This is a genomic window from Serratia proteamaculans (assembly GCF_946227095.1).
Taxonomy (GTDB): Bacteria; Pseudomonadota; Gammaproteobacteria; order Enterobacterales; family Enterobacteriaceae; genus Serratia; species Serratia proteamaculans_E.
In genome coordinates this window covers 25339-47753 of record NZ_CAMISV010000005.1, presented here as the reverse complement: position 1 = coordinate 47753, position 22415 = coordinate 25339, and the positions used below count along the sequence as shown (strand labels likewise).

22 protein-coding genes, 4 tRNA genes and 1 pseudogene are annotated in these 22415 nt (G+C 53.8%); 19 read left to right on the top strand and 8 right to left on the bottom strand.

The features are described 5' to 3' along the window. The first annotated feature begins 40 nt into the window (after window positions 1–40). Window positions 41–802, top strand: coding sequence for a chitin disaccharide deacetylase (chbG, locus tag OC597_RS11785; RefSeq protein WP_261424836.1), 762 nt, complete (start codon window positions 41–43; stop codon window positions 800–802). A gap of 33 nt (window positions 803–835) precedes the next feature. Here chbG and OC597_RS11780 read toward each other — a convergent pair whose 3' ends face one another. Further along, window positions 836–2230 (bottom strand): MFS transporter, encoded by a 1395-nt coding sequence (locus OC597_RS11780; protein WP_262208827.1) that lies wholly within the window; start codon window positions 2228–2230, stop codon window positions 836–838. Between the two features lie 250 nt (window positions 2231–2480). On the opposite strand from OC597_RS11780, the gene pncC reads away from it, so the two are divergent. The 13 genes from pncC to luxS all read left to right on the top strand — a co-directional run bounded on the left by pncC (window position 2481) and on the right by luxS (window position 12153). Further along, window positions 2481–2969: a nicotinamide-nucleotide amidase gene (gene pncC / locus OC597_RS11775; protein ID WP_262208826.1), complete on the top strand. Its 489-nt coding sequence runs from the start codon at window positions 2481–2483 to the stop codon at window positions 2967–2969. 112 nt (window positions 2970–3081) lie between these two features. After that, window positions 3082–4143, top strand: coding sequence for a recombinase RecA (recA, locus tag OC597_RS11770; protein ID WP_085120306.1), 1062 nt, complete (start codon window positions 3082–3084; stop codon window positions 4141–4143). Window positions 4144–4206: 63 nt separating this feature from the next. Continuing rightward, entirely contained in the window at window positions 4207–4713 is a 507-nt protein-coding gene (gene recX, locus OC597_RS11765) for a recombination regulator RecX (protein ID WP_261257442.1), read from the top strand. A 133-nt stretch (window positions 4714–4846) separates the two neighbouring features. Beyond that, window positions 4847–7474 (top strand): alanine--tRNA ligase, encoded by a 2628-nt coding sequence (gene alaS, locus OC597_RS11760; RefSeq protein ID WP_207979219.1) that lies wholly within the window; start codon window positions 4847–4849, stop codon window positions 7472–7474. Between the two features lie 252 nt (window positions 7475–7726). Beyond that, window positions 7727–7912, top strand: coding sequence for a carbon storage regulator CsrA (csrA, locus tag OC597_RS11755; protein WP_004950328.1), 186 nt, complete (start codon window positions 7727–7729; stop codon window positions 7910–7912). A 310-nt stretch (window positions 7913–8222) separates the two neighbouring features. Continuing rightward, window positions 8223–8315 (top strand) — tRNA-Ser (locus OC597_RS11750). Window positions 8316–8318: 3 nt separating this feature from the next. After that, window positions 8319–8395 (top strand) — tRNA-Arg (locus OC597_RS11745). A 61-nt stretch (window positions 8396–8456) separates the two neighbouring features. Next, a tRNA-Arg gene (locus OC597_RS11740) sits at window positions 8457–8533 on the top strand. A 50-nt stretch (window positions 8534–8583) separates the two neighbouring features. Then, a tRNA-Arg gene (locus OC597_RS11735) sits at window positions 8584–8660 on the top strand. Between the two features lie 174 nt (window positions 8661–8834). Beyond that, on the top strand, window positions 8835–9401 hold the full coding sequence (yqaB, locus tag OC597_RS11730) for a fructose-1-phosphate/6-phosphogluconate phosphatase (protein ID WP_099062803.1): 567 nt from the start codon (window positions 8835–8837) through the stop codon (window positions 9399–9401). Beyond that, window positions 9398–9826: a YqaA family protein gene (locus tag OC597_RS11725; protein ID WP_012005293.1), complete on the top strand. Its 429-nt coding sequence runs from the start codon at window positions 9398–9400 to the stop codon at window positions 9824–9826. The genes yqaB and OC597_RS11725 overlap by 4 nt, the downstream gene beginning before the upstream one ends. 82 nt (window positions 9827–9908) lie before the next feature. Next, window positions 9909–11471, top strand: a complete 1563-nt coding sequence (gshA, locus tag OC597_RS11720) for a glutamate--cysteine ligase (RefSeq protein ID WP_261257446.1) — start codon at window positions 9909–9911, stop codon at window positions 11469–11471. A 166-nt stretch (window positions 11472–11637) separates the two neighbouring features. After that, entirely contained in the window at window positions 11638–12153 is a 516-nt protein-coding gene (luxS, locus tag OC597_RS11715; RefSeq protein ID WP_004950350.1) for an S-ribosylhomocysteine lyase, read from the top strand. 67 nt (window positions 12154–12220) lie between these two features. Here the strand turns inward: luxS and OC597_RS11710 are convergent, their stop codons facing one another. Both OC597_RS11710 and OC597_RS11705 read right to left on the bottom strand, forming a co-directional pair. Then, window positions 12221–13510, bottom strand: a complete 1290-nt coding sequence (locus OC597_RS11710) for an HlyC/CorC family transporter (RefSeq protein ID WP_261257449.1) — start codon at window positions 13508–13510, stop codon at window positions 12221–12223. A 40-nt stretch (window positions 13511–13550) separates the two neighbouring features. Then, window positions 13551–14342 carry a cytochrome C assembly family protein gene (locus OC597_RS11705; RefSeq protein WP_017891659.1) on the bottom strand — a complete coding sequence of 264 codons (792 nt, stop codon included), beginning with the start codon at window positions 14340–14342 and terminating at the stop codon, window positions 13551–13553. A gap of 169 nt (window positions 14343–14511) precedes the next feature. On the opposite strand from OC597_RS11705, the gene ffh reads away from it, so the two are divergent. The 5 genes and pseudogenes from ffh (at window position 14512) to rplS (ending at window position 18136) form a co-directional block, all read left to right on the top strand. Beyond that, window positions 14512–15873, top strand: a complete 1362-nt coding sequence (gene ffh / locus OC597_RS11700) for a signal recognition particle protein (RefSeq protein ID WP_207979215.1) — start codon at window positions 14512–14514, stop codon at window positions 15871–15873. 216 nt (window positions 15874–16089) lie between these two features. Then, window positions 16090–16338, top strand: a complete 249-nt coding sequence (gene rpsP / locus OC597_RS11695) for a 30S ribosomal protein S16 (RefSeq protein WP_004932501.1) — start codon at window positions 16090–16092, stop codon at window positions 16336–16338. Window positions 16339–16356: 18 nt separating this feature from the next. Then, window positions 16357–16905: a ribosome maturation factor RimM gene (gene rimM / locus OC597_RS11690; protein ID WP_099062806.1), complete on the top strand. Its 549-nt coding sequence runs from the start codon at window positions 16357–16359 to the stop codon at window positions 16903–16905. Between the two features lie 38 nt (window positions 16906–16943). Continuing rightward, a pseudogene (gene trmD, locus OC597_RS11685) lies at window positions 16944–17701 on the top strand (tRNA (guanosine(37)-N1)-methyltransferase TrmD). A gap of 78 nt (window positions 17702–17779) precedes the next feature. Next, a complete protein-coding gene (gene rplS / locus OC597_RS11680) occupies window positions 17780–18136 on the top strand; it encodes a 50S ribosomal protein L19 (protein ID WP_012005300.1) in 357 nt (118 codons plus the stop codon). Window positions 18137–18293: 157 nt separating this feature from the next. Here the strand turns inward: rplS and OC597_RS11675 are convergent, their stop codons facing one another. From OC597_RS11675 to OC597_RS11655, 5 genes are all read right to left on the bottom strand, one after another. Next, entirely contained in the window at window positions 18294–18512 is a 219-nt protein-coding gene (locus OC597_RS11675) for an ogr/Delta-like zinc finger family protein (protein WP_112348060.1), read from the bottom strand. A gap of 88 nt (window positions 18513–18600) precedes the next feature. Beyond that, window positions 18601–19692, bottom strand: coding sequence for a phage late control D family tail protein (locus OC597_RS11670; protein WP_262208818.1), 1092 nt, complete (start codon window positions 19690–19692; stop codon window positions 18601–18603). Further along, window positions 19689–20162 (bottom strand): phage tail protein, encoded by a 474-nt coding sequence (locus OC597_RS11665; protein WP_262208816.1) that lies wholly within the window; start codon window positions 20160–20162, stop codon window positions 19689–19691. The genes OC597_RS11670 and OC597_RS11665 overlap by 4 nt, the downstream gene beginning before the upstream one ends. Window positions 20163–20178: 16 nt before the next feature. After that, window positions 20179–22284, bottom strand: coding sequence for a phage tail tape measure protein (locus tag OC597_RS11660; protein WP_262208814.1), 2106 nt, complete (start codon window positions 22282–22284; stop codon window positions 20179–20181). Further along, a complete protein-coding gene (locus tag OC597_RS11655) occupies window positions 22277–22411 on the bottom strand; it encodes a GpE family phage tail protein (RefSeq protein ID WP_084797495.1) in 135 nt (44 codons plus the stop codon). Before OC597_RS11655 ends, OC597_RS11660 begins: the two co-directional genes overlap by 8 nt. Window positions 22412–22415 lie beyond the last annotated feature (4 nt).

The window sequence follows — 22415 nt, the reverse complement described above, 5'->3', positions numbered from 1 at the left end:
GGTATTCCCTTGCCAAAAATTTGTTAAATGGATGCCCAAAATGGACAAGTTACTGATAGTGAATGCCGACGATTTTGGCCTGAGCAAGGGCCAGAACTACGGCGTAATCGAGGCGTTTCACTCCGGGGTTGTTTCTTCGACCACTGCTATGGTCAATAGCGCGGATGTGCACCATGCGGCCAGGCTCAGCCAGCTTTATCCCGGGCTGCAGATTGGCCTGCACTTTGTACTGACCCACGGGCATCCCCTGACCGCCATGCCGTCGCTGGTCAACGAGCGTGGGGAGCTGGGCAAGTGGTTATGGGAACGCGCGGAATCTGCGCTGTTGGACCTGAACGAAATCCACGATGAGTTGGTGAGCCAATACGACAAATTCGTGGCCGTGTTTGGTAAAGCGCCGACGCATATCGACAGCCACCATCACGTGCACATGCTGCCGCAGATTTTTCCGCTGGTGGAGGCCTTTGCCCAGACCAAATCCATCCCATTGCGTATAGGGCGCGAGGAAGTCGCACGGCAAGACATTCCACTGCGCTATGGTCGCAGCACTGAATGGTTTGATGCGGGCTTTTATGGTGAGGAGATATCCGAGGCGCTGTTTTTAAAGGTGCTTGAGCGCACCGACCAACGCGGTGCCCAGTCGGTGGAGATGATGTGTCACCCGGCGTTTTTGGATAAAACGATATTGGCGAGCAAGTATTGCTACCCGCGCCTGGCCGAAGTGGATGTTTTGACATCGCCAGGCATTAAAAACATGATTGCGGAGCGCGGCTACCGTCTGGGATCCTTCCTGGATCTGTGAAGACCCCGACGTAGCACCATAAAAAAGGCCCGCTTAAAGCATCGAGTGGGCCTTTTTCAGCCCGGTATCCTCATCAGGATCGGCGCCCTGCGGGATGGGGGCTTCCGCTTCTTCCTCCCCCGACGTTTCACTGACCTGTGGCTCGACCGGATCCGGTGCGGCTTCCGGCGGCGGCATGGTGTCATGGATGATCTGCTCATCAAAGGTTGGGTTCAGCGCCGGAGAAAGCGGGGAACTGGTCAGGCTGTCCGGCAGGGGAATATGCGGCAAGGGCGCATCCTGCACAAACTGCGATTCGTCCTGTTTTACCGTCCGACTGAAGCCCACCAGCAGTACGCCGCAAAGCGAGAAGAAGGCATACAGAATATTGCCGCCCAGTGGCTCAATCAGCGAGCCGACCGCCAATGGGCCGATACTGGCACCGACGCCAAAAGCCATCAGCAAACAGGCGGCCAGGGATACGCGCCGTTCCGGTTCAATCAAATCGTTGGCCAGGGCGACCACCAGCGGATACAGCGTGAACTGCAGCATGCTGACAATAAAGCCCACCACCAGCAACACCGGAAAATCAATGTGCGGCACCAGTGCCAGCGGCAGGGCGGCGACGATCAGTAAAATGGCATTGATGCGCATCAGCAGCGTGCGGTTGTAGCGGTCTGACAGCCAACTAAGCGGGAACTGAGCCACCAGCCCGGCGAAGATGGCTATCGCCATAAACAAGCCGGTTTGCTGAGTAGTCAGCGATTGCAGGCTCGCGTACACCGGTGCCAGCCCATAGAAAGATCCCACCACCATGCCGATCACCAGCGTGGTGGCCAGCACCTTGGGAATGGCCCCGATAAAATAGAGTAGCTCCATTGGAGCCGGTGACATATGGCGTGCATTGGTGCGGGTGGTGAGGGCGATAGGTACCAGGCAGAGTGCAAAGCACAGGGCGATCACCAGCAGGGTGGTGATGCCGAGATTGCTCTGCAGCATTAACACCACCTGACCCAATGACATACCCAGATAGGTGGCCGCCATATAAAAGCCGAAAACCATGCCGCGCTGATTGGATTCCGCCTGATCGTTCAGCCAGCTTTCCAGCACCATGAATTGACACATCATGCACATGCCGATAATCAGCCGCAGTACCACCCACACGGGGATATATTCGGTCAGGCCGTGCCCCAGCACCGCCGCAGTGATAATGCCGGCGCAGGAAACGTAGGCGCGGATATGGCCGACGCGGGCAATCAGAAAATGCCCGACTTTGCCGCCGATCACCAGGCCGATGTAGTTGGCGGCGATAATGGCGCCGATCAGCGCACCAGTCACGTGGATAGAGGTTAAACGCAGGGAGATGTAGGTGGTGAGCAACCCTGAACCCAGCAGCATCAGCAGGGTGGTGGTATACAACGGAAAGAAGACGCCTAACGTTTTTTTCACTCTATCATCCTAATCTTTTATCCTGGTTTGCCTTGGGGCTGGCTCTGCCGGCGGCAAAGGCAACCCGGTGAGATCCCTCGTGCAAAACACCGCCCGTTAACCCGAGCGCTACATTCGATACTAGCAGTTTGGTTTGCGGCTTAACACCGCCTCGCCTGCGAAGCGCCGCGCATTTCTGTCATCACGCCGTCAGGCAAGCTTGATAAATGCTACTATCGGGCGCATATACCTGATTCGCTAAGGAGAGGTTATGAGTGAAAATCAACTGCGTAAACTCAGCATTGCGGTGGGCGAAAAACTGAAGGCCAAAGGCCTGTGGATCACTTGCGCAGAGTCCTGCACTGGCGGCGGCATTGCCAAAGCCATCACCGACATTGCCGGGAGTTCTGCCTATTTCGACCGTGGCTTTGTCACCTACAGCAATACGGCGAAACATGAGTTGCTGGGCGTGGCGGAAGCCACCCTGACGGCCCATGGTGCAGTGAGCGAAGAAGTGGTGCGCGAAATGGCTCAGGGGGCGTTACACGCCGCACGGGCCAGCCTGGCGCTATCGGTGAGCGGCATTGCCGGGCCGGACGGCGGGAGTGCGGAAAAACCGGTGGGCACCGTCTGGTTTGGTTTTGCCGAGGGCTCCGGACGGGTAGTGGCGCACAAGAAGCAATTTAGCGGCGATCGCGATGCAGTGCGGCTTCAGGCGACGATTTTTGCGCTGCAAACCGCGCTTGATGATTTTTTGTAAAATTAGGCTTGATACTGTATGACCATACAGTATAATTAGTGGCATTTCCTGCACAACATACAATCAGTGGCAGTGTGGGGTAACACCGACATTGCGTAACGAAGGAGCAAAAATGGCTATTGATGAGAACAAGCAAAAGGCGCTAGCTGCGGCACTGGGCCAGATTGAGAAACAGTTCGGCAAAGGCTCCATCATGCGTCTGGGTGAAGACCGTTCTATGGACGTAGAAACGATCTCCACCGGCTCACTGTCACTGGATATCGCACTGGGTGCGGGCGGTCTGCCAATGGGCCGTATCGTTGAGATTTATGGCCCGGAGTCTTCAGGTAAAACTACCCTGACTCTGCAGGTTATCGCTTCAGCACAGCGCCAGGGTAAAACCTGTGCGTTCATCGATGCCGAACACGCGCTGGATCCGATTTATGCGAAAAAGCTGGGTGTTGATATCGACAACCTGCTGTGTTCTCAGCCGGACACCGGTGAGCAAGCACTGGAAATCTGTGATGCCTTAACCCGCTCTGGCGCGGTTGACGTGATCATCGTTGACTCCGTAGCGGCGCTGACGCCAAAAGCGGAAATCGAAGGTGAAATCGGTGACTCACATATGGGCCTGGCGGCACGTATGATGAGCCAGGCGATGCGTAAGCTGGCCGGTAACCTGAAAAACGCCAACACGCTGCTGATCTTCATCAACCAGATCCGTATGAAAATTGGTGTGATGTTCGGTAACCCGGAAACCACCACTGGCGGTAACGCACTGAAATTCTACGCTTCTGTCCGTCTGGATATCCGCCGCATCGGCGCGGTAAAAGAAGGCGATGAAGTGGTCGGCAGCGAAACCCGCGTAAAAGTGGTGAAAAACAAAATCGCTGCGCCGTTCAAGCAGGCCGAGTTCCAAATCCTGTACGGTGAAGGCATCAACAGCCGCGGTGAACTGGTCGATCTGGGCGTTAAGCACAAGATGATCGAGAAAGCCGGCGCCTGGTACAGCTACAACGGCGATAAAATCGGTCAGGGTAAGGCAAACGCCTGTAACTTCCTGAAAGAAAACCCGGCGGTGGCTGCTGAGTTGGATAAACGACTACGTGAACTGCTGTTGCACAGCAACGGCGAACTGGTCGCTGCCACCAACGAAGGCTTCGATGATGAAGCTGAAACCAGCGAAGAGTTTTAATCGCTGCTGACGTTCGTGAGCACCATTGAGGGTTCACGAACGTTAATTAATCAGGCTTGAATAATGAATGATTTGCTAAGCCGCGCCATGCGCCTGCTGTCGCAACGCGATCATAGTGAAGCTGAACTGCGCCGCAAACTTGCGGCGCAGCCATTTATGGCGAAAGCCAGATTTGGTACCAAAACCCCCTCGTCCTCTGCGCCGTCCCCTGAAGAACCCGTCGATCCTGCCGTTATCGAGCAGGTGATTGCCTATTGCTACCAGCATAACTGGCTGGACGATGAGCGCTTTGCCCACAGCTACATCGGTAGCCGCAGCCGTAAAGGCTATGGTGCGCAGCGCATCCGCTCTGAGCTGATGCAAAAAGGCGTTGATAAAGAGCTGACGCAGGCAGCGTTGGCGGACTGCGAGATTGACTGGTGTGAACAGGCCAAACAGGTAGCACAGCGTAAATTTGGCGAATCATTGCCTACGGACTGGAAAGAGAAAGCCAAAGTGCAGCGTTATCTGCTCTATCGTGGCTTCTTCCAGGAAGAAATTCAGTCAATTTTCCGTGATTTTGCGCAATGAACGCACACGGGGTTTTACTTCCCTCTGAAGAAAATTTATCTTATCCCCACTTTTTGTTCGTGAGTTAGATGCCATCGTCAGGATGTCGCGTATCTTGCTCACGTGTCGTTATTCTAGCCTTTCCGGGAAAATTATGAGCAAGAGCACCGCTGAGATCCGTCAAGCGTTTCTCGATTTCTTTCATAGTAAGGGCCATCAGGTTGTAGCAAGCAGCTCCCTGGTGCCTGACAATGATCCGACATTGTTGTTTACCAATGCCGGCATGAACCAATTTAAAGATGTTTTCCTGGGGCTGGACAAGCGTGCCTATTCCCGAGCCACCACCTCACAGCGTTGCGTACGTGCGGGCGGCAAGCATAACGATCTGGAAAACGTCGGTTATACCGCACGTCACCATACCTTCTTCGAAATGCTGGGTAACTTCAGCTTCGGCGACTACTTCAAACACGATGCCATCAGCTACGCGTGGGAACTGTTGACCGGTGAAAACTGGTTTAACCTGCCGAAAGACCGGCTGTGGGTGACCGTCTATGAAACCGATGACGAAGCCTTCGACATCTGGCAGAAGCAAATTGGCGTACCGGCAGAGCGTATTATCCGCATTGGCGACAATAAAGGCGGCGCCTTTGCTTCCGACAACTTCTGGCAGATGGGCGATACCGGTCCATGCGGCCCGTGCACCGAGATTTTCTACGATCACGGCGATCATATCTGGGGTGGCCCACCGGGCAGCCCGGAAGAAGACGGCGATCGCTACATTGAGATCTGGAACCTCGTATTCATGCAGTTCAACCGTCAATCCGACGGTACCATGCTGCCACTGCCAAAACCTTCGGTAGATACCGGTATGGGTCTGGAGCGTATTGCCGCAGTGTTGCAGCATGTGAACTCCAACTATGAAATCGACCTGTTCAGCAAGCTGATTGCCGCAGTGGCCAAGGTGACCGGCGCCACAGATTTGGATAACAAATCCCTGCGCGTTATTGCCGACCATATCCGTTCTTGCGCCTTCCTGGTGTCAGACGGTGTGACGCCGTCAAACGAAGGCCGTGGTTATGTGCTGCGTCGCATCATCCGCCGCGCGGTTCGCCATGGCAATATGCTGGGCGCGAAAGACACCTTCTTCTACAAGCTGGTCGCTCCGCTGATCGAAGTGATGGGGCCTGCAGCCGATGAGCTGAAGCGCCAGCAGTCACTGGTTGAGCAAGTGCTGAAAACCGAAGAAGATCAGTTTGCCCGTACCCTGGAGCGTGGTTTGACGCTGTTGGACGAAGAGCTGGCCAACTTGCAGGGCGATACTCTGGATGGTGAAACCGCATTCCGTCTGTACGATACCTACGGTTTCCCGGTCGATCTGACGGCAGACGTGTGTCGTGAACGTGGCCTGAAAGTGGATGAAGCCGGTTTCGAACAGGCCATGGAAGCCCAGCGCCGTCGTGCGCGTGAGTCCAGCGGTTTTGGCGCAGACTACAACAGCATGATCCGTGTTGATGGTGCCAGCCAATTCAGCGGTTATGACCACGAACAACAGCAGTCCACCGTGACCGCTCTGTTCCGTGATGGCCAGGCTGTAGACGAGATCCACGCCGGCGAAGAAGCCGTGGTGGTACTGGACGAGACCCCGTTCTACGGTGAGTCCGGTGGCCAGGTCGGCGATAAAGGCGTGCTGAAAGCCGCCGGCGCTGATTTTGTGGTGAGCGATACCCAGAAATACGGTCAGGCTATCGGCCATCAGGGCAAGTTGTCCCAGGGTTCACTGAAAGTGAATGACCGCGTTGATGCGCAGATCGACACTGTTCGCCGCAACCGCATTCGTCTGAACCACTCCGCGACCCACCTGCTGCACGCTGCACTGCGTCAGACGCTGGGCGAGCACGTGGCACAGAAAGGCTCGTTGGTTAACGATAAATACCTGCGTTTTGACTTCTCGCATTTTGAAGCGATGAAGCCGGAGCAAATTCGTATTGTGGAAGACTTGGTCAACCAACAGATACGTCGTAACCTGCCGGTGCAAACCGAGGTCATGGCGTTGGATGATGCCAAAGAGAAGGGCGCTATGGCGCTGTTTGGTGAGAAGTACGACGACAACGTGCGCGTACTGACCATGGGCGACTTCTCGACCGAGCTGTGTGGCGGTACCCATGCCAGCCGTACCGGCGATATCGGTCTGTTCCGCATTCTGAGCGAGTCTGGCACCGCCGCCGGCATCCGCCGTATTGAAGCGGTAACCGGTGAAGGGGCAATTGCTACCTTGCATCAGCAAAACGATCTGTTACAGGACGTTGCTCATCTGGTTAAGGGTGACAGCAATAACCTGACGGACAAAGTGCGCGCAGTGCTCGATCGTACACGCGCATTGGAAAAAGAGCTGCAGCAGTTGAAGGACCAGCAGGCGGCGCAAGAAAGCGCTTCATTGTCCAGCAAGGCGAAAATGGTTAACGGCGTACAGCTGTTGGTCAGCCAGTTGGATAACGTTGAGGCCAAAATGCTGCGAACCATGGTTGATGACCTGAAAAATCAGCTGGGTTCTGCAATTATCGTGCTGGCCACCACGGCCGATGATAAGGTGAGCCTGATTGCCGGCGTGACCAAAGATTTGACCGACCGGGTGAAAGCCGGCGAGCTGATCGGTAACGTAGCGCAGCAGGTTGGCGGCAAAGGGGGCGGACGCCCTGATATGGCGCAGGCCGGGGGAACAGATGTCAGCGCCCTGCCAGCGGCATTAGACAGCGTAGAAGCCTGGGTGGCCTCGAAACTGTGAATATAAATAAATAGCACTTACAAACGCCATAACTCATTACTGATTATGGCGTTTTTAAACTGTGCTAACACAATTTGGTTACAATTACGGGAACAAAGTTTTTCAGGTCGGCTAAACTTATCATTATCTGAGGTGAGACCAAGTCTGCTTACATTTATTGTGGGTTACATGACTTACGTTTTCGCAGCATATGATGGATAATGACGGGGAAACTGAGAGACCCGACTCTTTTAATCTTTCAAGGAGCAAAGAATGTTAATTCTGACTCGTCGAGTTGGTGAAACCCTCATGATTGGCGATGAGGTCACTGTCACAGTGTTAGGGGTCAAGGGCAACCAGGTTCGTATTGGTGTGAATGCCCCTAAAGAGGTGTCAGTTCACCGCGAAGAAATCTATCAACGCATTCAGGCCGAGAAGTCTCAACAGACGACTTTCTGATTTCGAAGCAGCGTCTCGTTGCTCAGCGAGACGCTACTGCGCTTTTTTGTGCCCGCCACAGACCTTTCTCTGACTTTTCCTGCAAAACCTTTCTGCCGCTCCCTTTGCTTTGTTTGCTAATTCCCTGTTATTGCCTGTTGATAAAACACTCTTTTTGACTTGAAAACGCCCATGTTGAGCGTGAATTGTGCAAACGCGCATGAGATGGGAAAAATTGTTTGACTTAAAAGTCGGAGAAAGTAATATGTGCGCCACGCAGTGCCGATGAGCTTCTCCAAAGCAAGTTAGGCACAATTCGCAAGAAGCGTATGGTGAGGTGGCCGAGAGGCTGAAGGCGCTCCCCTGCTAAGGGAGTATGCGGTCAAAAGCTGCATCCGGGGTTCGAATCCCCGCCTCACCGCCATTTGCATCCATAGCTCAGCTGGATAGAGTACTCGGCTACGAACCGAGCGGTCGGAGGTTCGAATCCTCCTGGATGCACCATATTTTGCAGTATGGTGGGGTAGTAACAACGTACCATACGGTATCAAAAAAGAATTCCTGTGCATCCATAGCTCAGCTGGATAGAGTACTCGGCTACGAACCGAGCGGTCGGAGGTTCGAATCCTCCTGGATGCACCATTCTTTCTGTCAAACTTGTTTCTTCAAGCAGACAAACCAAAAATAGTAATGCATCCATAGCTCAGCTGGATAGAGTACTCGGCTACGAACCGAGCGGTCGGAGGTTCGAATCCTCCTGGATGCACCATCTAAGAAAAACCCGCCTTGGCGGGTTTTTCGCTTTCTGGCATTCGGCGATACGCCGCTGTAATCCCACCATCTTTACTCGTTCGCACAGCACATTCCGCTATTACGCGATCAGCGACAACCTTCCGGCTTTACGCTAAAGTAGTTTTCTTTCCTCAACGATCATGGAGTAACGATGTACGACCGCTATCAGGGTCTTATTTTCGATATGGACGGCACCATTCTCGATACCGAGCCGACGCACCGTAAGGCTTGGCGTGAAGTGTTGTCCCGTTACGGTATGACGTTTGATGAGCCCGCGGTGATGGCGTTGAGCGGTTCTCCGACCTGGCGCATTGCCCAGGCGATTATTGCCAGCCATCAGGCCGATCTTGATCCTCACCATTTGGCTGCAGAGAAAACCCGCGCGGTAGAAGCAATGCTACTGGACAGCGTACAGCCCTTGCCGTTGATCGAGGTGGTGAAAGCCTACCATGGCCGCCGCCCGATGGCAGTGGGTACCGGCAGTGAGCATCGTATGGCCGAAACCCTGTTGCGCCATCTGGGCCTGTTCCACTGCTTTGATGCGATCGTGGGTGCTGACGACGTGCAGCGTCACAAGCCGGAGCCGGACACTTTCCTGCGTTGTGCCGAACTGATTGGTGTACCGCCGGAGAAATGTGTGGTGTTTGAAGACGCAGATTTCGGCATCCAGGCGGCGAAAAGCGCCAACATGGCCGTGGTAGATGTCCGCACGCTGTGAGTAGTACGCTGGCCGTGATGTCGTTATTCGGCGGCAGCTTTCTCAGTGCGACGTTGTTGCCGGGAAATTCAGAAATTATTTTGGTCGCCTTGCTGACCAACAGCCGTGTCTCACCGGAATTACTGGTGCTGGCCGCGACGTTGGGCAATACGCTTGGTGGGCTGACCAATGTCATTATCGGGCGCCTGTTACCGGCGTTGAAACCACAGCGGGGGCTGGATACAGCACTGGGGTGGATGCAACGTTTTGGCCCGGCTGCGCTGTTGCTCAGTTGGGTACCGGTGGTGGGCGATTTGTTGTGCGTGTTGGCAGGCTGGCTGCGCATGCCCTGGGGCCCTGTCGCGCTGTTTCTGTGTATCGGAAAGGCGCTGCGTTACATCATTTTGACTATGATAACGTTACAGGGAATGGCCTGGTGGCATTAACGACGTGAATATAACTCAATATTCTCTCGGGTGCGGATTCAGTATGCTTACGAGTTCTTGTTTTTAGAAGCGGGAGGTCAATTTGATCCCGGACGTATCCCAGGCGCTTTCTTGGTTGGAAGCCCATCCCCATGCATTAAAAGGCATTCGTCGCGGCATTGAGCGTGAAACGCTGCGTGTCACCGAAGACGGAAAGCTGGCGACAACCGGACATCCGGAGAAGTTGGGGGCGGCATTAACGCACCACTGGATAACCACAGATTTTGCCGAGGCGCTGTTAGAGTTTATTACGCCGGTAGACGACAACCTCGATCACCTGCTGACGTTCTTGCGTGATATTCATCGTCACGTAGCGCGCAATCTGGGTGAGGAGCGCATGTGGCCGCTCAGTATGCCGTGCTTTATTGAAGCCGAGCAGGACATCGAGCTGGCGCAGTTCGGCTCGTCGAATATTGGCCGCATGAAGACGTTGTACCGTGAGGGGTTGAAGAACCGCTACGGCGCGCTGATGCAGACCATTTCCGGCGTGCACTACAATTTCTCCCTGCCGCTGGAATTCTGGCAAGCATGGGCTGGCGTTAAAGATGCCGAAAGCGGTAAGGAGCAGATTTCAGCGGGCTATTTCCGTCTGATCCGCAACTATTACCGTTTTGGCTGGGTGATCCCGTATCTGTTCGGCGCATCGCCGGCGATCTGTTCCTCGTTCCTGAAAGGGCGTGAAACTGCGTTGCCGTTCGAGCGTACCGAGCAAGGTATGTGCTATCTGCCGTATGCCACTTCGCTCCGCTTGAGCGATCTGGGTTACACCAATAAATCGCAAAGCAATCTGGGCATCACCTTCAACGATCTTCAAAGCTATGTTGAGGGCCTGAAACGGGCGATTGTCACGCCTTCAGAAGAGTTTGCCAAGTTAGGCGTGAAAGACGGCGATCGTTACGTGCAGTTGAACAGTAACGTGCTGCAGATCGAAAACGAACTCTATGCACCGATCCGACCAAAGCGTGTAACTAAAAGCGGTGAGACACCGTCAGATGCACTGCTACGTGGCGGTATCGAGTACATTGAAGTTCGCTCGCTGGATATCAACCCGTTCTCGCCAATCGGCGTAGATGCGGTGCAGGCGCGTTTCCTGGACCTGTTCCTGGTGTGGTGTGTACTGGCCGATGCGCCGGAGATGAGCAGCGATGAATTGCTGTGTACGCGCAAGAACTGGAACCGGGTGATCCTCGAAGGGCGTAAACCGGGTCAGACCATTGGCATCGGTTGTGATGACAGCCGTGAGCCGTTGGCAAAAGTAGGTAAAGCGCTGTTTGACGATTTGCGCCGCGTGGCGGAAGTATTGGATAGCGAAGCCGGCGATCGCCAGTATCAGCAGGTGTGTGACGAGCTGGTCGCGGCGTTTGACGATCCGGAACTGACGTTCTCTGCCCGTATCCTGAAAGCGATGAAGGAAGAGGGGACCGGTCGTGTGGGCCTGCAACTGGCTGAGCAATACCGGCAGATGCTGATGGAAGAGCCGTTGGAAATCCTGACCGAAGCCGAACTGGCGAAGGAGCAGGAAGCCTCATGGCAGCGTCAACGCAACATAGAAGCCAGTGATACGCTAAGCTTTGAAGAGTTCCTGAAGCAACATGGCGGGAGCTGAAAAAGAAAAAGGCCACATCAATGTGGCCAAATATACATCTCTGATGACAGGGATGATGATAACAAATGCGCGTCTTTCACATATTCAGACTCGCTGAGTTAGAAAAGGTTTCCTGGATAGATAAAAAAGTTTCGAAATAAATACACTTTTACGAGGAGGTAACGAAATGCCACTGCTGGATAGCTTCACCGTAGACCATACCCGCATGGCAGCCCCGGCTGTCCGCGTTGCGAAAACCATGAAAACTCCTCATGGCGATACCATCACCGTATTCGATCTGCGCTTCTGCCGTCCGAATCTGGAAGTGATGCCTGAGCGCGGCATTCATACGCTGGAACACCTGTTTGCCGGCTTTATGCGTGACCATCTGAATGGCCAGGGCGTTGAGATTATCGATATCTCCCCAATGGGATGCCGTACCGGCTTCTACATGAGCCTGATTGGCGTGCCGGAAGAGCAGCGTGTTGCCGATGCCTGGAAAGCCGCGATGAGTGACGTGCTGAAAGTGACCGATCAACGCAAAATTCCTGAGCTGAATGAGTTCCAGTGCGGTACTTACCACATGCACTCACTGGAAGAAGCACAGGAAATCGCCAAGCACATTCTTGATCACGACGTGGTAGTGAACCACAACGAAGAACTGGCGCTGCCGAAAGAGAAGTTGCAGGAACTGCACATCTAGTTCGTCATCTGGCTACAGCGATAAAAAAAGACGCGATGTTCGCGTCTTTTTCCTTTCTGGCAGGCGGTCAGTGTTGCTGTACGCTGGATTGCAGCGACTTTATTGGCGTGACCCGCACCTGTTTGATCATGTTGTCCTGCACGTCGAGAATATCAACGTCGTAATGGCCTACCCGAACCCGGGTGCCAATCTCAGGGATCTCTTCCAGCTCTTCTAACAGCATGCCGTTAATGGTGCGTGCATCGGTAGCCGGCAGTGTCCAGTTGAATGCCTTGTTCAACTCACGCACGTTGGCGGTACCGTCGATCAGGACCGAGCCGTCGCTCTGTGGGTTGACCTCTTCCGCCAGCGTTGGCGACATGGAGGTGGTGAAGTCACCGACGATCTCTTCCAGGATATCTTCGACCGTCACCAGCCCCTGAATATCGCCGTATTCGTCCACCACGATGCTGACTTTCTCTTTGTTGCGCTGGAATTTCACCAGTTGGACGTTCAGTGGCGTACCTTCCGGCACGTAGTAAATCTCGTCGGCGGCGCGCAACAGGTTTTCTTTGTTGAACTCTTTTTTCTCGGTCATCAGGCGGTAGGCTTCACGTACCCGCAGCATGCCGATAGCATCATCCAGCGACCCGCGGTACAGCACGATGCGGCCGTGCGGTGAGTGGGTGAGCTGACGCATGATCGACTTCCAGTCATCGTTTACATCGATGCCGACGATCTCGTTGCGGGGTACCATGATGTCGTCGACCGTCACTTTCTCCAGATCCAGCACTGAAATCAGCATGTCCTGATTGCGACGAGAAATCTGCGAGTGGGATTCATTAACGATAGTGCGTAACTCGTCTTTGCTGACGGCGTCGCTGACGCGCACGTTGGTATGGATGCCAAACAGGCGCAAGACCAGCGTGGTGATGCCGTTGAGCAGCCACACCAAGGGGAACATTACCTTCTGCAGCGGTGCCAGCAGAACACTGCTGGGGAATGCGATGCGCTCTGGATAAAGCGCGGCGAAGGTTTTCGGCAGCACTTCGGCGAACAACAGCACGGCAAACGTCAGGATACCGGTGGCGATGGCTACGCCGAAATCGCCATACAGGCGCATACCGACGATGGTTGCCAGCGCTGAGGCCAAAATGTTGACCAGGTTATTGCCGATCAGCACCAGGCCGATCAAACGATCCGGTTTTTTCAGTAGCTTCTCGACCCGGCGGGCAGAGCGGTTGCCCTGCTTGGAGAGATGACGGAGACGATAGCGGTTTAGCGTCATCATGCCGGTTTCGGATGCTGAAAAGTAAGCGGAAACCACGATCATAACCACCAGGACAATGATCAGGGTTCCTGTCGAAACGTGCTCCAACGCGGTATTCCTTATGTATGGAGAAAGATAGCCTGAGGGCTTAGCGAACCATCACTTGCTGGATCAGACGGCTGCCGAAGTAGGCCAGCGTCAGCAGAAAGGCGCCGGCAAAGCTGAACCACACGACACGGCGGCCACGCCAGCCTTCATGGTAATGGCCCCACAACAGAACGATATAGACAAACCATGCCATGATCGACAGGACGGCTTTGTGCACGTTTTCTTTGCTGAACAGGTTATCCATATACAGCAAGCCGGTGCACAACGTGAGCGTGAGCAGCACGACACCGATCTGGGTGATGTGGAACATTTTACGTTCGATGCTCATCAGCGGCGGCATGTCGGCGCTGAACGACAGCTTTTTGTTTTTCAGCAGGTAGTCCAGCCAGGCCAGTTGCAGCGCATACAGCGCTGCAATAATCAGCGTGGCGTAGGAAAACAACGCCAGGCCAATGTGCACCATCAGTTCCGGACTGGCTTCCAGATGGGTAATAAATTCACCTGGCATAAAGCTGGCGAAGGCCAGATTGATCATCGCGAAGCTGTAAACAATGGGCAGCAGGAACCAGCCGCGGTCACGTGAAGCAACGAAGGTCATGACCGAACAGATGATCAGGCTGACTATTGAGCCGATGTTCAGCAAGCTGAGGTTTTGCCCGGCGCTGACATCAAAAATACGTTGCTGCAGTGCGATGGCGTGGCAAACCAGCGCCACCACTGCCGAGACGAGAGCAAGCCGACGGTATGCGCTATTCTTCCGCAACAAGCTGGGAATAATCAGTCCAAGGCTGAGCAGGTAGGCGATCAAAGCCACAATGGAGAAAACTGGCATAGCGTTTAATTTTGCTTCGGCGTGGTGAATGGGATTGTCAGTATAGCGTCGAGCGCGTCCCACTCCAACCGATCTCCAACGCTGAGGCAGAGATCCTTTTCGCTTCGTGTTATCATCGCCGTAATTATGTCGCCAGAGCGGCCTGTTATTACACGTTGAGCAAGAGACGATGTTTGAAAATTTAACCGATCGTTTGTCGCGCACCCTGCGCAATATCAGCGGCCGTGGGCGGCTGACCGAAGAAAATATCAAAGAAACCCTGCGTGAAGTGCGTATGGCATTGCTGGAAGCGGACGTTGCGCTGCCGGTGGTGCGGGACTTTATCAGCCGCGTAAAAGAGAGCGCGGTAGGTCATGAAGTCAACAAAAGCCTGACGCCGGGGCAAGAGTTCGTCAAAATCGTCAAGGGCGAGCTGATTGCCGCGATGGGCGAAGTGAACACCGAACTGAACCTGGCGGCACAACCACCGGCAGTGGTGCTGATGGCGGGCCTGCAGGGCGCCGGTAAAACCACCAGCGTCGCCAAGCTCGGCAAGTTTCTGAAAGAAAAGCAGAAGAAAAAAGTGTTGGTGGTTTCTGCCGACGTTTATCGCCCTGCGGCGATCAAACAGTTGGAAACGTTGGCGGAGAGTGTTGGCATCGACTTTTTCCCGTCCGATGTTAAAGAAAAACCGATCGATATCGTTAACCGTGCGCTGCAACAGGCCAAGCTGAAATTCTACGATGTTCTGATCGTCGATACCGCTGGCCGTTTGCACGTTGACGAAGCGATGATGGACGAGATCAAGCAGGTGCACGCGGCGATTAAGCCAGTGGAAACCCTGTTTGTGGTCGACGCCATGACCGGCCAGGATGCGGCCAACACTGCCAAGGCCTTTAACGAAGCGCTGCCGCTGACCGGTGTGGTGCTGACCAAAGTTGACGGTGATGCGCGCGGCGGTGCTGCGTTGTCCATCCGTCACATCACCGGCAAGCCGATCAAGTTCCTCGGTGTCGGCGAGAAAACCGAAGCGCTGGAACCATTCCATCCGGATCGCGTGGCATCACGTATTCTCGGCATGGGCGACGTGCTGTCGCTGATCGAAGATATCGAAAGCAAAGTTGACCGTGAACAGGCGGAAAAACTGGCTAACAAGCTGAAGAAGGGCGACGGTTTCGATCTGACCGACTTCCTGGAGCAGCTGAAGCAGATGCGTAACATGGGCGGCATGGCCAACATGCTGAGCAAACTGCCCGGTGCTGGCCAACTGCCGGACAATGTGAAATCGCAGATGGACGACAAGGTTTTGGTGCGTATGGAGGCGATGATCAATTCGATGACGCTGAAAGAGCGCGCCAAGCCGGAAATCATCAAAGGCTCGCGTAAGCGTCGTATTGCGGTAGGTTCCGGCATGCAGGTGCAGGATGTTAACCGTTTGTTAAAGCAGTTCGACGACATGCAACGCATGATGAAAAAGATGAAGAAAGGCGGAATGGCGAAGATGATGCGCGGCATGAAAGGTATGATGCCGCCGGGCTTCCCAGGCCGCTGACAGCCGCTTGCCCTCTGGGGTGAGCGCGTTTAAGTATTTGCCGTTCGCGGTGAAAACCGCCCGAAATATTACTGGCTATAAAAAGTAGTTGACGACGATCTACGCTTTCGATTGCTTTTTGCGCCAAAATGAGTAAAATTTTCGGGCTTTTTATATTGCAACCGGGCCCCGTTCCCTCAATGGGGCCCGGCTGTTTTATTAACTAAAGAGGATGTTATGGTAACAATTCGTTTGGCACGTGGCGGCGCAAAAAAGCGTCCGTTCTATCAAGTAGTAGTGACCGACAGCCGCAATGCTCGTGATGGTCGTTTCATCGAGCGTGTAGGCTTCTTCAACCCGATCGCATCTGGTCAGGCTGAAGCACTGCGTCTGGACCTGGACCGCATCGAACATTGGGTCGGTCTGGGTGCAACTGTTTCTGATCGCGTTCACGCGCTGATCAAAGACGCTAAGAAAGCAGCTTAATCTGTCGCGGTGGTGGCAATGAGCAAGCAACTCAAACCGGTAGCACCTAAGCAGCCGATTGTACTCGGTAAAATGGGGTCTACTTACGGCATCCGTGGTTGGCTCAGAGTATTTTCATCCACCGAGAACGCCGAAAGCATTTTTGACTATCAGCCGTGGTTTATCCAGCAGGCGGGTCAATGGCAGCTTGTCGAGTTGGAAGACTGGAAGCGCCACAGTCAGGACCTGATCATCAAAGTCAAAGGCGTTGACGATCGGGATGCTGCGAATCTACTGACCAATCGCGAGATCCTGGTGGATTCGGAACAACTTCCTGAGTTGGTGGGTGATGATTACTACTGGAAAGACCTTATGGGCTGCCAGGTAGTCACAACCACCGGCTACGAACTGGGTAAAGTCATCGATATGATGGAAACCGGTTCGAACGATGTGTTGGTTGTTAAAGCTAACCTGAAAGATGCATTCGGCATGAAGGAGCGGTTGGTCCCGTTTCTTCATGGGCAGGTTATCAAGAAAGTCGATCTCACTGCTCGCGTGATTGAAGCAGATTGGGATCCTGGTTTTTGACCTCCGAATTAAACGGTCGAAACAAGTGGAATGACAGTATGGGGATTGGCTTGTGTTCATTGGTATTGTAAGCCTGTTTCCTGAGATGTTCCGCGCGATCACCGATTACGGGGTGACTGGCCGGGCAGTAAAAAATGGCCTGCTGAGCGTGCAGTGTTGGAGTCCACGTGACTTCACCTACGACCGGCATCGTACCGTGGACGATCGCCCTTATGGCGGCGGCCCGGGAATGTTGATGATGGTGCAACCCTTGCGGGAAGCCATTCATGCAGCAAAAGCAGCGGCAGGCGAGGGAGCAAAGGTGATTTATCTGTCACCTCAGGGGCGCAAGCTCGATCAAACCGGCGTGTGCGAACTGGCGGCCAACCCGAAGATGATTCTGGTGTGCGGTCGTTATGAAGGGGTAGACGAGCGCGTAATCCAAACCGAAATTGATGAAGAATGGTCAATCGGCGATTACGTCCTCAGCGGCGGGGAACTGCCGGCAATGACCCTGATAGATTCAGTCGCCCGCTTTATACCGGGTGTGCTGGGCCATCAGGCTTCAGCAGAAGAAGATTCTTTTGCCGATGGATTGCTGGACTGCCCGCACTATACCCGTCCTGAGGTGTTGGAAGGGATGGAGGTTCCGCCAGTTTTACTGTCGGGCAACCATGCCGAGATACGTCGCTGGCGCTTAAAGCAGTCGCTGGGCCGTACCTGGCTTAGAAGACCTGAACTTCTGGAAAGCCTAGCTCTGACTGACGAGCAAGCGGTGTTGCTGGCTGAGTTCCAACGGGAACATCAGACCAAGTAGCAGGACTATGAAGGGAACGTCTGAGCCATTGGCTCGACGGGACCGATATATCAGTTTACCTAGGGTAAGAGACATATTATGAGCAACATTATTAAGCAAATTGAACAAGAGCAGATGAAGCAAGACGTACCTGCATTCCGTCCGGGTGATTCCGTGGAAGTGAAGGTATGGGTCGTTGAAGGTAGCAAAAAACGTCTGCAGGCATTCGAGGGCGTGGTTATCGCTATCCGTAACCGCGGTCTGCACTCTGCATTCACTGTTCGTAAGATTTCCAACGGCGAAGGTGTTGAGCGTGTATTCCAGACTCACTCACCAGTAATTGACAGCATTGCTGTTAAACGTCGTGGTGCCGTTCGTAAAGCCAAACTGTACTATCTGCGTGAGCGTACTGGTAAGTCTGCTCGTATCAAAGAGCGTCTGAACCGCGTCGGCTAACGCTGCATCCAAAAGTTAATAACTATGAAGGGGGTTGGCAATATGCCAACCCCTTTTTTTATGCCTTAAAGCTGCCAATTGCATTTGCAAGATTCAGTTTTTGGAAAAGTAAGTTCCATTGGGCATAAAAAAAGCCTGCGGTGGCAGGCTCTTTACTTTACAGCGCGGCGGCACGCGGCTTGTTTTTTTCCGGGTGTGGCTGAGCCGGAATGATATCGCCAGGCTTCACAATCACTCGTGCGACGGACTCATGCGTGGCAAAAGTGCAGCTACAGTTAATGTTCTGGCATTGGTGATAGCGCTCTTTGGTCGCTTCACTCAAGTAACGACTGGAGCGAGTATGGGCCACGCTACCGCAAAGTGGACAGTGCATCATAGTTGAATCCCTCTTTCGACTGCATCAAGTTATATGACTTATAATAGCTCAATAGCTTGCAAAAGCAAGATTAAAACTCAAATGAAAATCAGGATTCGATAATGGCGAATTCAACCCGCTGAGTCAGCACATCAAGAGCGATTTTGGTGACATAACCACTGCCGTTTAACGTGTGAACCACCGTATTGATTATCCAGCTTTGCTGGTCGATGGCCTCTTTGAATCCACGAACCTGAATGGGCATCTCCGGATAAAGTTCGGGTCGCCCCATTGCCAGATTAATAGAAAACTGCACGCTTCCCTGCTGGATGCGTTCCCACTTTGCCTTGGCTGCCCGCATGGCGCTCTCTTTGTTGGCATAGACCCTGGGCAAGGTGAAAACGTTGTCGCTGTCCCCCTCAAGATAGCTGGAGCTCTCTGCGCCGTCGGCGGCACCATTTTGACGTTGTACCGTTAGCTGCTGCGGTTGGGCGTTCTCGGTATCCTGCCATTTGGCGCGAACGCCGGTGTAATTTCCGCGATCGGCCAGGTTAAAATAGTGCTGGTCGCCGTCGTTACGCTGCAGGATAAGCGGTGCTATGGGTTTGCCTGAAACTGTTTGCCCTGAGCCAGGGATGAGAAATAGCAGACGCTCATCTTTGATGACTGCCACTGCGCCATTCATGGTGGCTAGTCGAGTCATAAATGCGGCATCTGTTTCTTGAGCCTGGTCTATGTGGGATATCTTTATTTCGGCCAGTCCCGCCGCCAGCGTATTGCCTATGCGGTTGCGATTCGCTATCTCATTGACGATCTCCCCCAGAGTTTTGTCATGGTAAGAACGATCGCGAGCGGTATTCATCGAACCTCTAAAGTCGACGCTGCGGGCGCGCAGGGTGAGTTTGTCCGGCGCACCCTGATGCTCTACTTCATCAATGGTGAACTTGCCCTTATTGACTAACCCTTGGCCTTTCCAGCCTAGCTTTAGGGTGATCACCTGATTACGTGCCGGCATCACCACCTGGCCATCGGTATCGTCAAGTTCAAGAACCAACTGGTCGGCGGTGAAACCCCGGTTATCGGTCAGGGTAAGGGATAGCAACCGGTGCCTGAAGGTTTCCGTCACGTCCTGTTGTTGTAGAAACAAGGCATAGTCCGGGGAGACCTGCGCCCCGGTAGGTAATGGCGTTTGGGTGATCACGACCGCAGCCCTCCAATGTGTTGCACGCCTTTCCCCGCTTTGTCGGCCAAATCCAGCGCCTGCTGGCGCAAATCGCCAAACATACTGACCAGTGATTCATCAACGCGCATCAGGTTGATTGTGAACTCAATCTGCCGGGCGCTGCCGTTAGAGAAAAGCTGAGTTTTGGTTTCAGCGATGCTCTCAATGACATACATGCCATAAATGGTGCCGCTGCCTTCAATCAGTGGCCATGCTCGTCCTTGGGCAGCCATCAGTTGCAGAGCCATAAGTGATAGCGATCCTCCGGTGATTTCCGGCATCAATACGCCCGTCAGAGTGATCTTTTCGCTGTCAGCCCCTAAAAACTGTGCCGCCGGGCGTTGGCCGATACGTGCGTTGGTTGGCCAGCGAAAACCGGTGTTGTGTTGCATGCTTTGGTAAGGCACGGTTTTCAGCATAAAAACAAACATGCCGAGGGTAAGCATCATGGTATTTTCTCCTAAATTAACTCATTCGGCTGCGAGCATCTGCCGCCTGACGTCGCGTCAGCAACTCAAATTGCCGCGCGACTTCATGACCGATATCTTGCTCACTCTGGCCGGGGCTGGCGGTGACATTGATAGTGACGGACGGGATTTGGATCTGCGTTACGGGTGAAACCGGTGCCTGCGAGGCCGCCATCACCGGGGCACTGAGCGACAGCAATGCCGCCGACATCGCTGCCGTATGGCGACGGCCGGTCACCTGCACCGGGCCACCGATCAGTTCCGGGCCGTTTTCACCCACAAGGCCAAATTGCCCGGCAGGAATACTCCCACCGGAATCAAACTTGCCGGCGAACGAAAAGCCATCGTCGTCATCTTGATTTTCGGTATGGCCTGTAGCGCTGTTTTTACTGCCAAATGACATCCAATCGGGGAGCCAGTCAGTCAGCGACATGAATTTTTTTATCCAGCTATCAATGGTGTCCGTAATGTACTTGCCCATTGCTTTGCATCCAGCAGAGATACTCTCCCACAGGTTGCTAAAGAATGGCGCCAGCTTGTCCCAGTTTTCGATCACCGCAAAAGCCGCAATTGCAATCAAGCCGACAATGGCCAGCAATGGGTTGGCCATTGCCATGCGCCCCAGCCAAATCATGGCTTGCCCGGCTTTGAGGATTGCGCCGTTAATGATGGTGAACCCCTGGAGTACCTGAGTGGCGACCAGACTGACGCCGCTAAGCCCACCAAGTAATAACGTGAGCCCGCCAGCGACCTGCAACAAGGTGCTGGCCAGCGCGGGGTTACTGGTCACCCAGGCATTCAGTTGTACCACCCATTGCGTTGCCGTTTGGGTCAACTCCCGCAGGGCAGCGCTTTGACCGGCGAACAAATTGATCCGCAGGCTGTCCCAGGAGGCAAACAACTTTTGGATATCTCCATCCAAATTGTCGCCTTTGACGGTGACCAAATGCTGCGCGGCACCGCCAACTTGGTTGGCTTGCAGTTTTTCCCTGCCTGCTGGGGCAATTTTTTGCGCCGCTGCGAACAGGTCGACCCCTGAGCCAGCTTTGCTTTTCAAGGCTGCACCAACGGACTGTACCGTCATACCATATTGGTTGCTGGCTAGCGCCAGCACATTGGCAATCCGATCAAACTGGTCGGCGGGCAGATTAAAAGCGCTCTGTACCGCGGTCATCGCCTCCACAGTCTCATTGACGCCGCTGTCTGTGGCATTCGACAGCCTGAGCGCGGCAGGTGATGCCCCCATGATTTCATTGGCACCCAACCCTGTTTTAGCCAGTGCCGTTTGCGCCTGGATTGTTTTATCCGGTGACGTGCCAGATTGGCCCATACTGCGTGCCTGCTGACTCAGTGCGGCAAGTTGCGGATCGGATTTATCCAGCTTTAGTTGCGCCTGTAATTGAGAAAGCTGTTTTTCGAAATTAACACCTGGCGCCAGCAGCCTGGCTCCGCCGACGGTGGCCGTTTTGGCTATGTTGAAGCCTGCGGCGCTAGCGTTGTTTATTTTGCTGAGGTTTTCACGGCGTGTCTGATTGGCGGCATGTGCAGTGCTGAATCTCTGGTCGGTCATCATCTGCCGTTGGTTTTTCATCGAAACAATAGCGGTATTGGCATTGATTTTTTTGTCGCGAAGCTGTCGTTGCTCGTTGCTGAGTGACTTAAGATTAATGCCTTGTCTGGTCAGGCTATCGCGCTGGTTGCGATCGATGGTGTTGAGCAGCCTGTGCTTTTTCTCCAAAGCGCTGATGGTTTCCGCCACCAGCGCAACTTCGTTATTCATCTGTTGGGAATGTTGACCCGGTGCGCTACCTTTTGCCATCATTTCAAGCACGGAATATTTTTTTCGGGATGCCGTCAATAATTTATTGGTTTCAACCAGCTCCTGATTATTTTTCCTGAATGACTCGATGCCATTTTCCTGCTGACGCAGGATTTTCAGGCTTTTCTCCGCACGTCGAATATCATTACCCAGCATGTTGTATAGATTTTTATTACCAAGGGGCTGGCGCAACTGCTTCATCAGCTCGTTACTCTGTTTCTCGATCGCTTCAAGCCCTTTGATTATCTCGTTTTGTGACTCCAGCTCCTGCCCGTTGCTACTCATCTGTATTTACTCCACTACGTTGAAGGGCCTTATAGCGCCAGTCCATCAGCTCGGTCAGCGTCATGCCGTTCATCTCCGATGGCGGCCAGTGAAAAATCACTGCGATGTCCGCCATCAGGTCGTCCACGGTC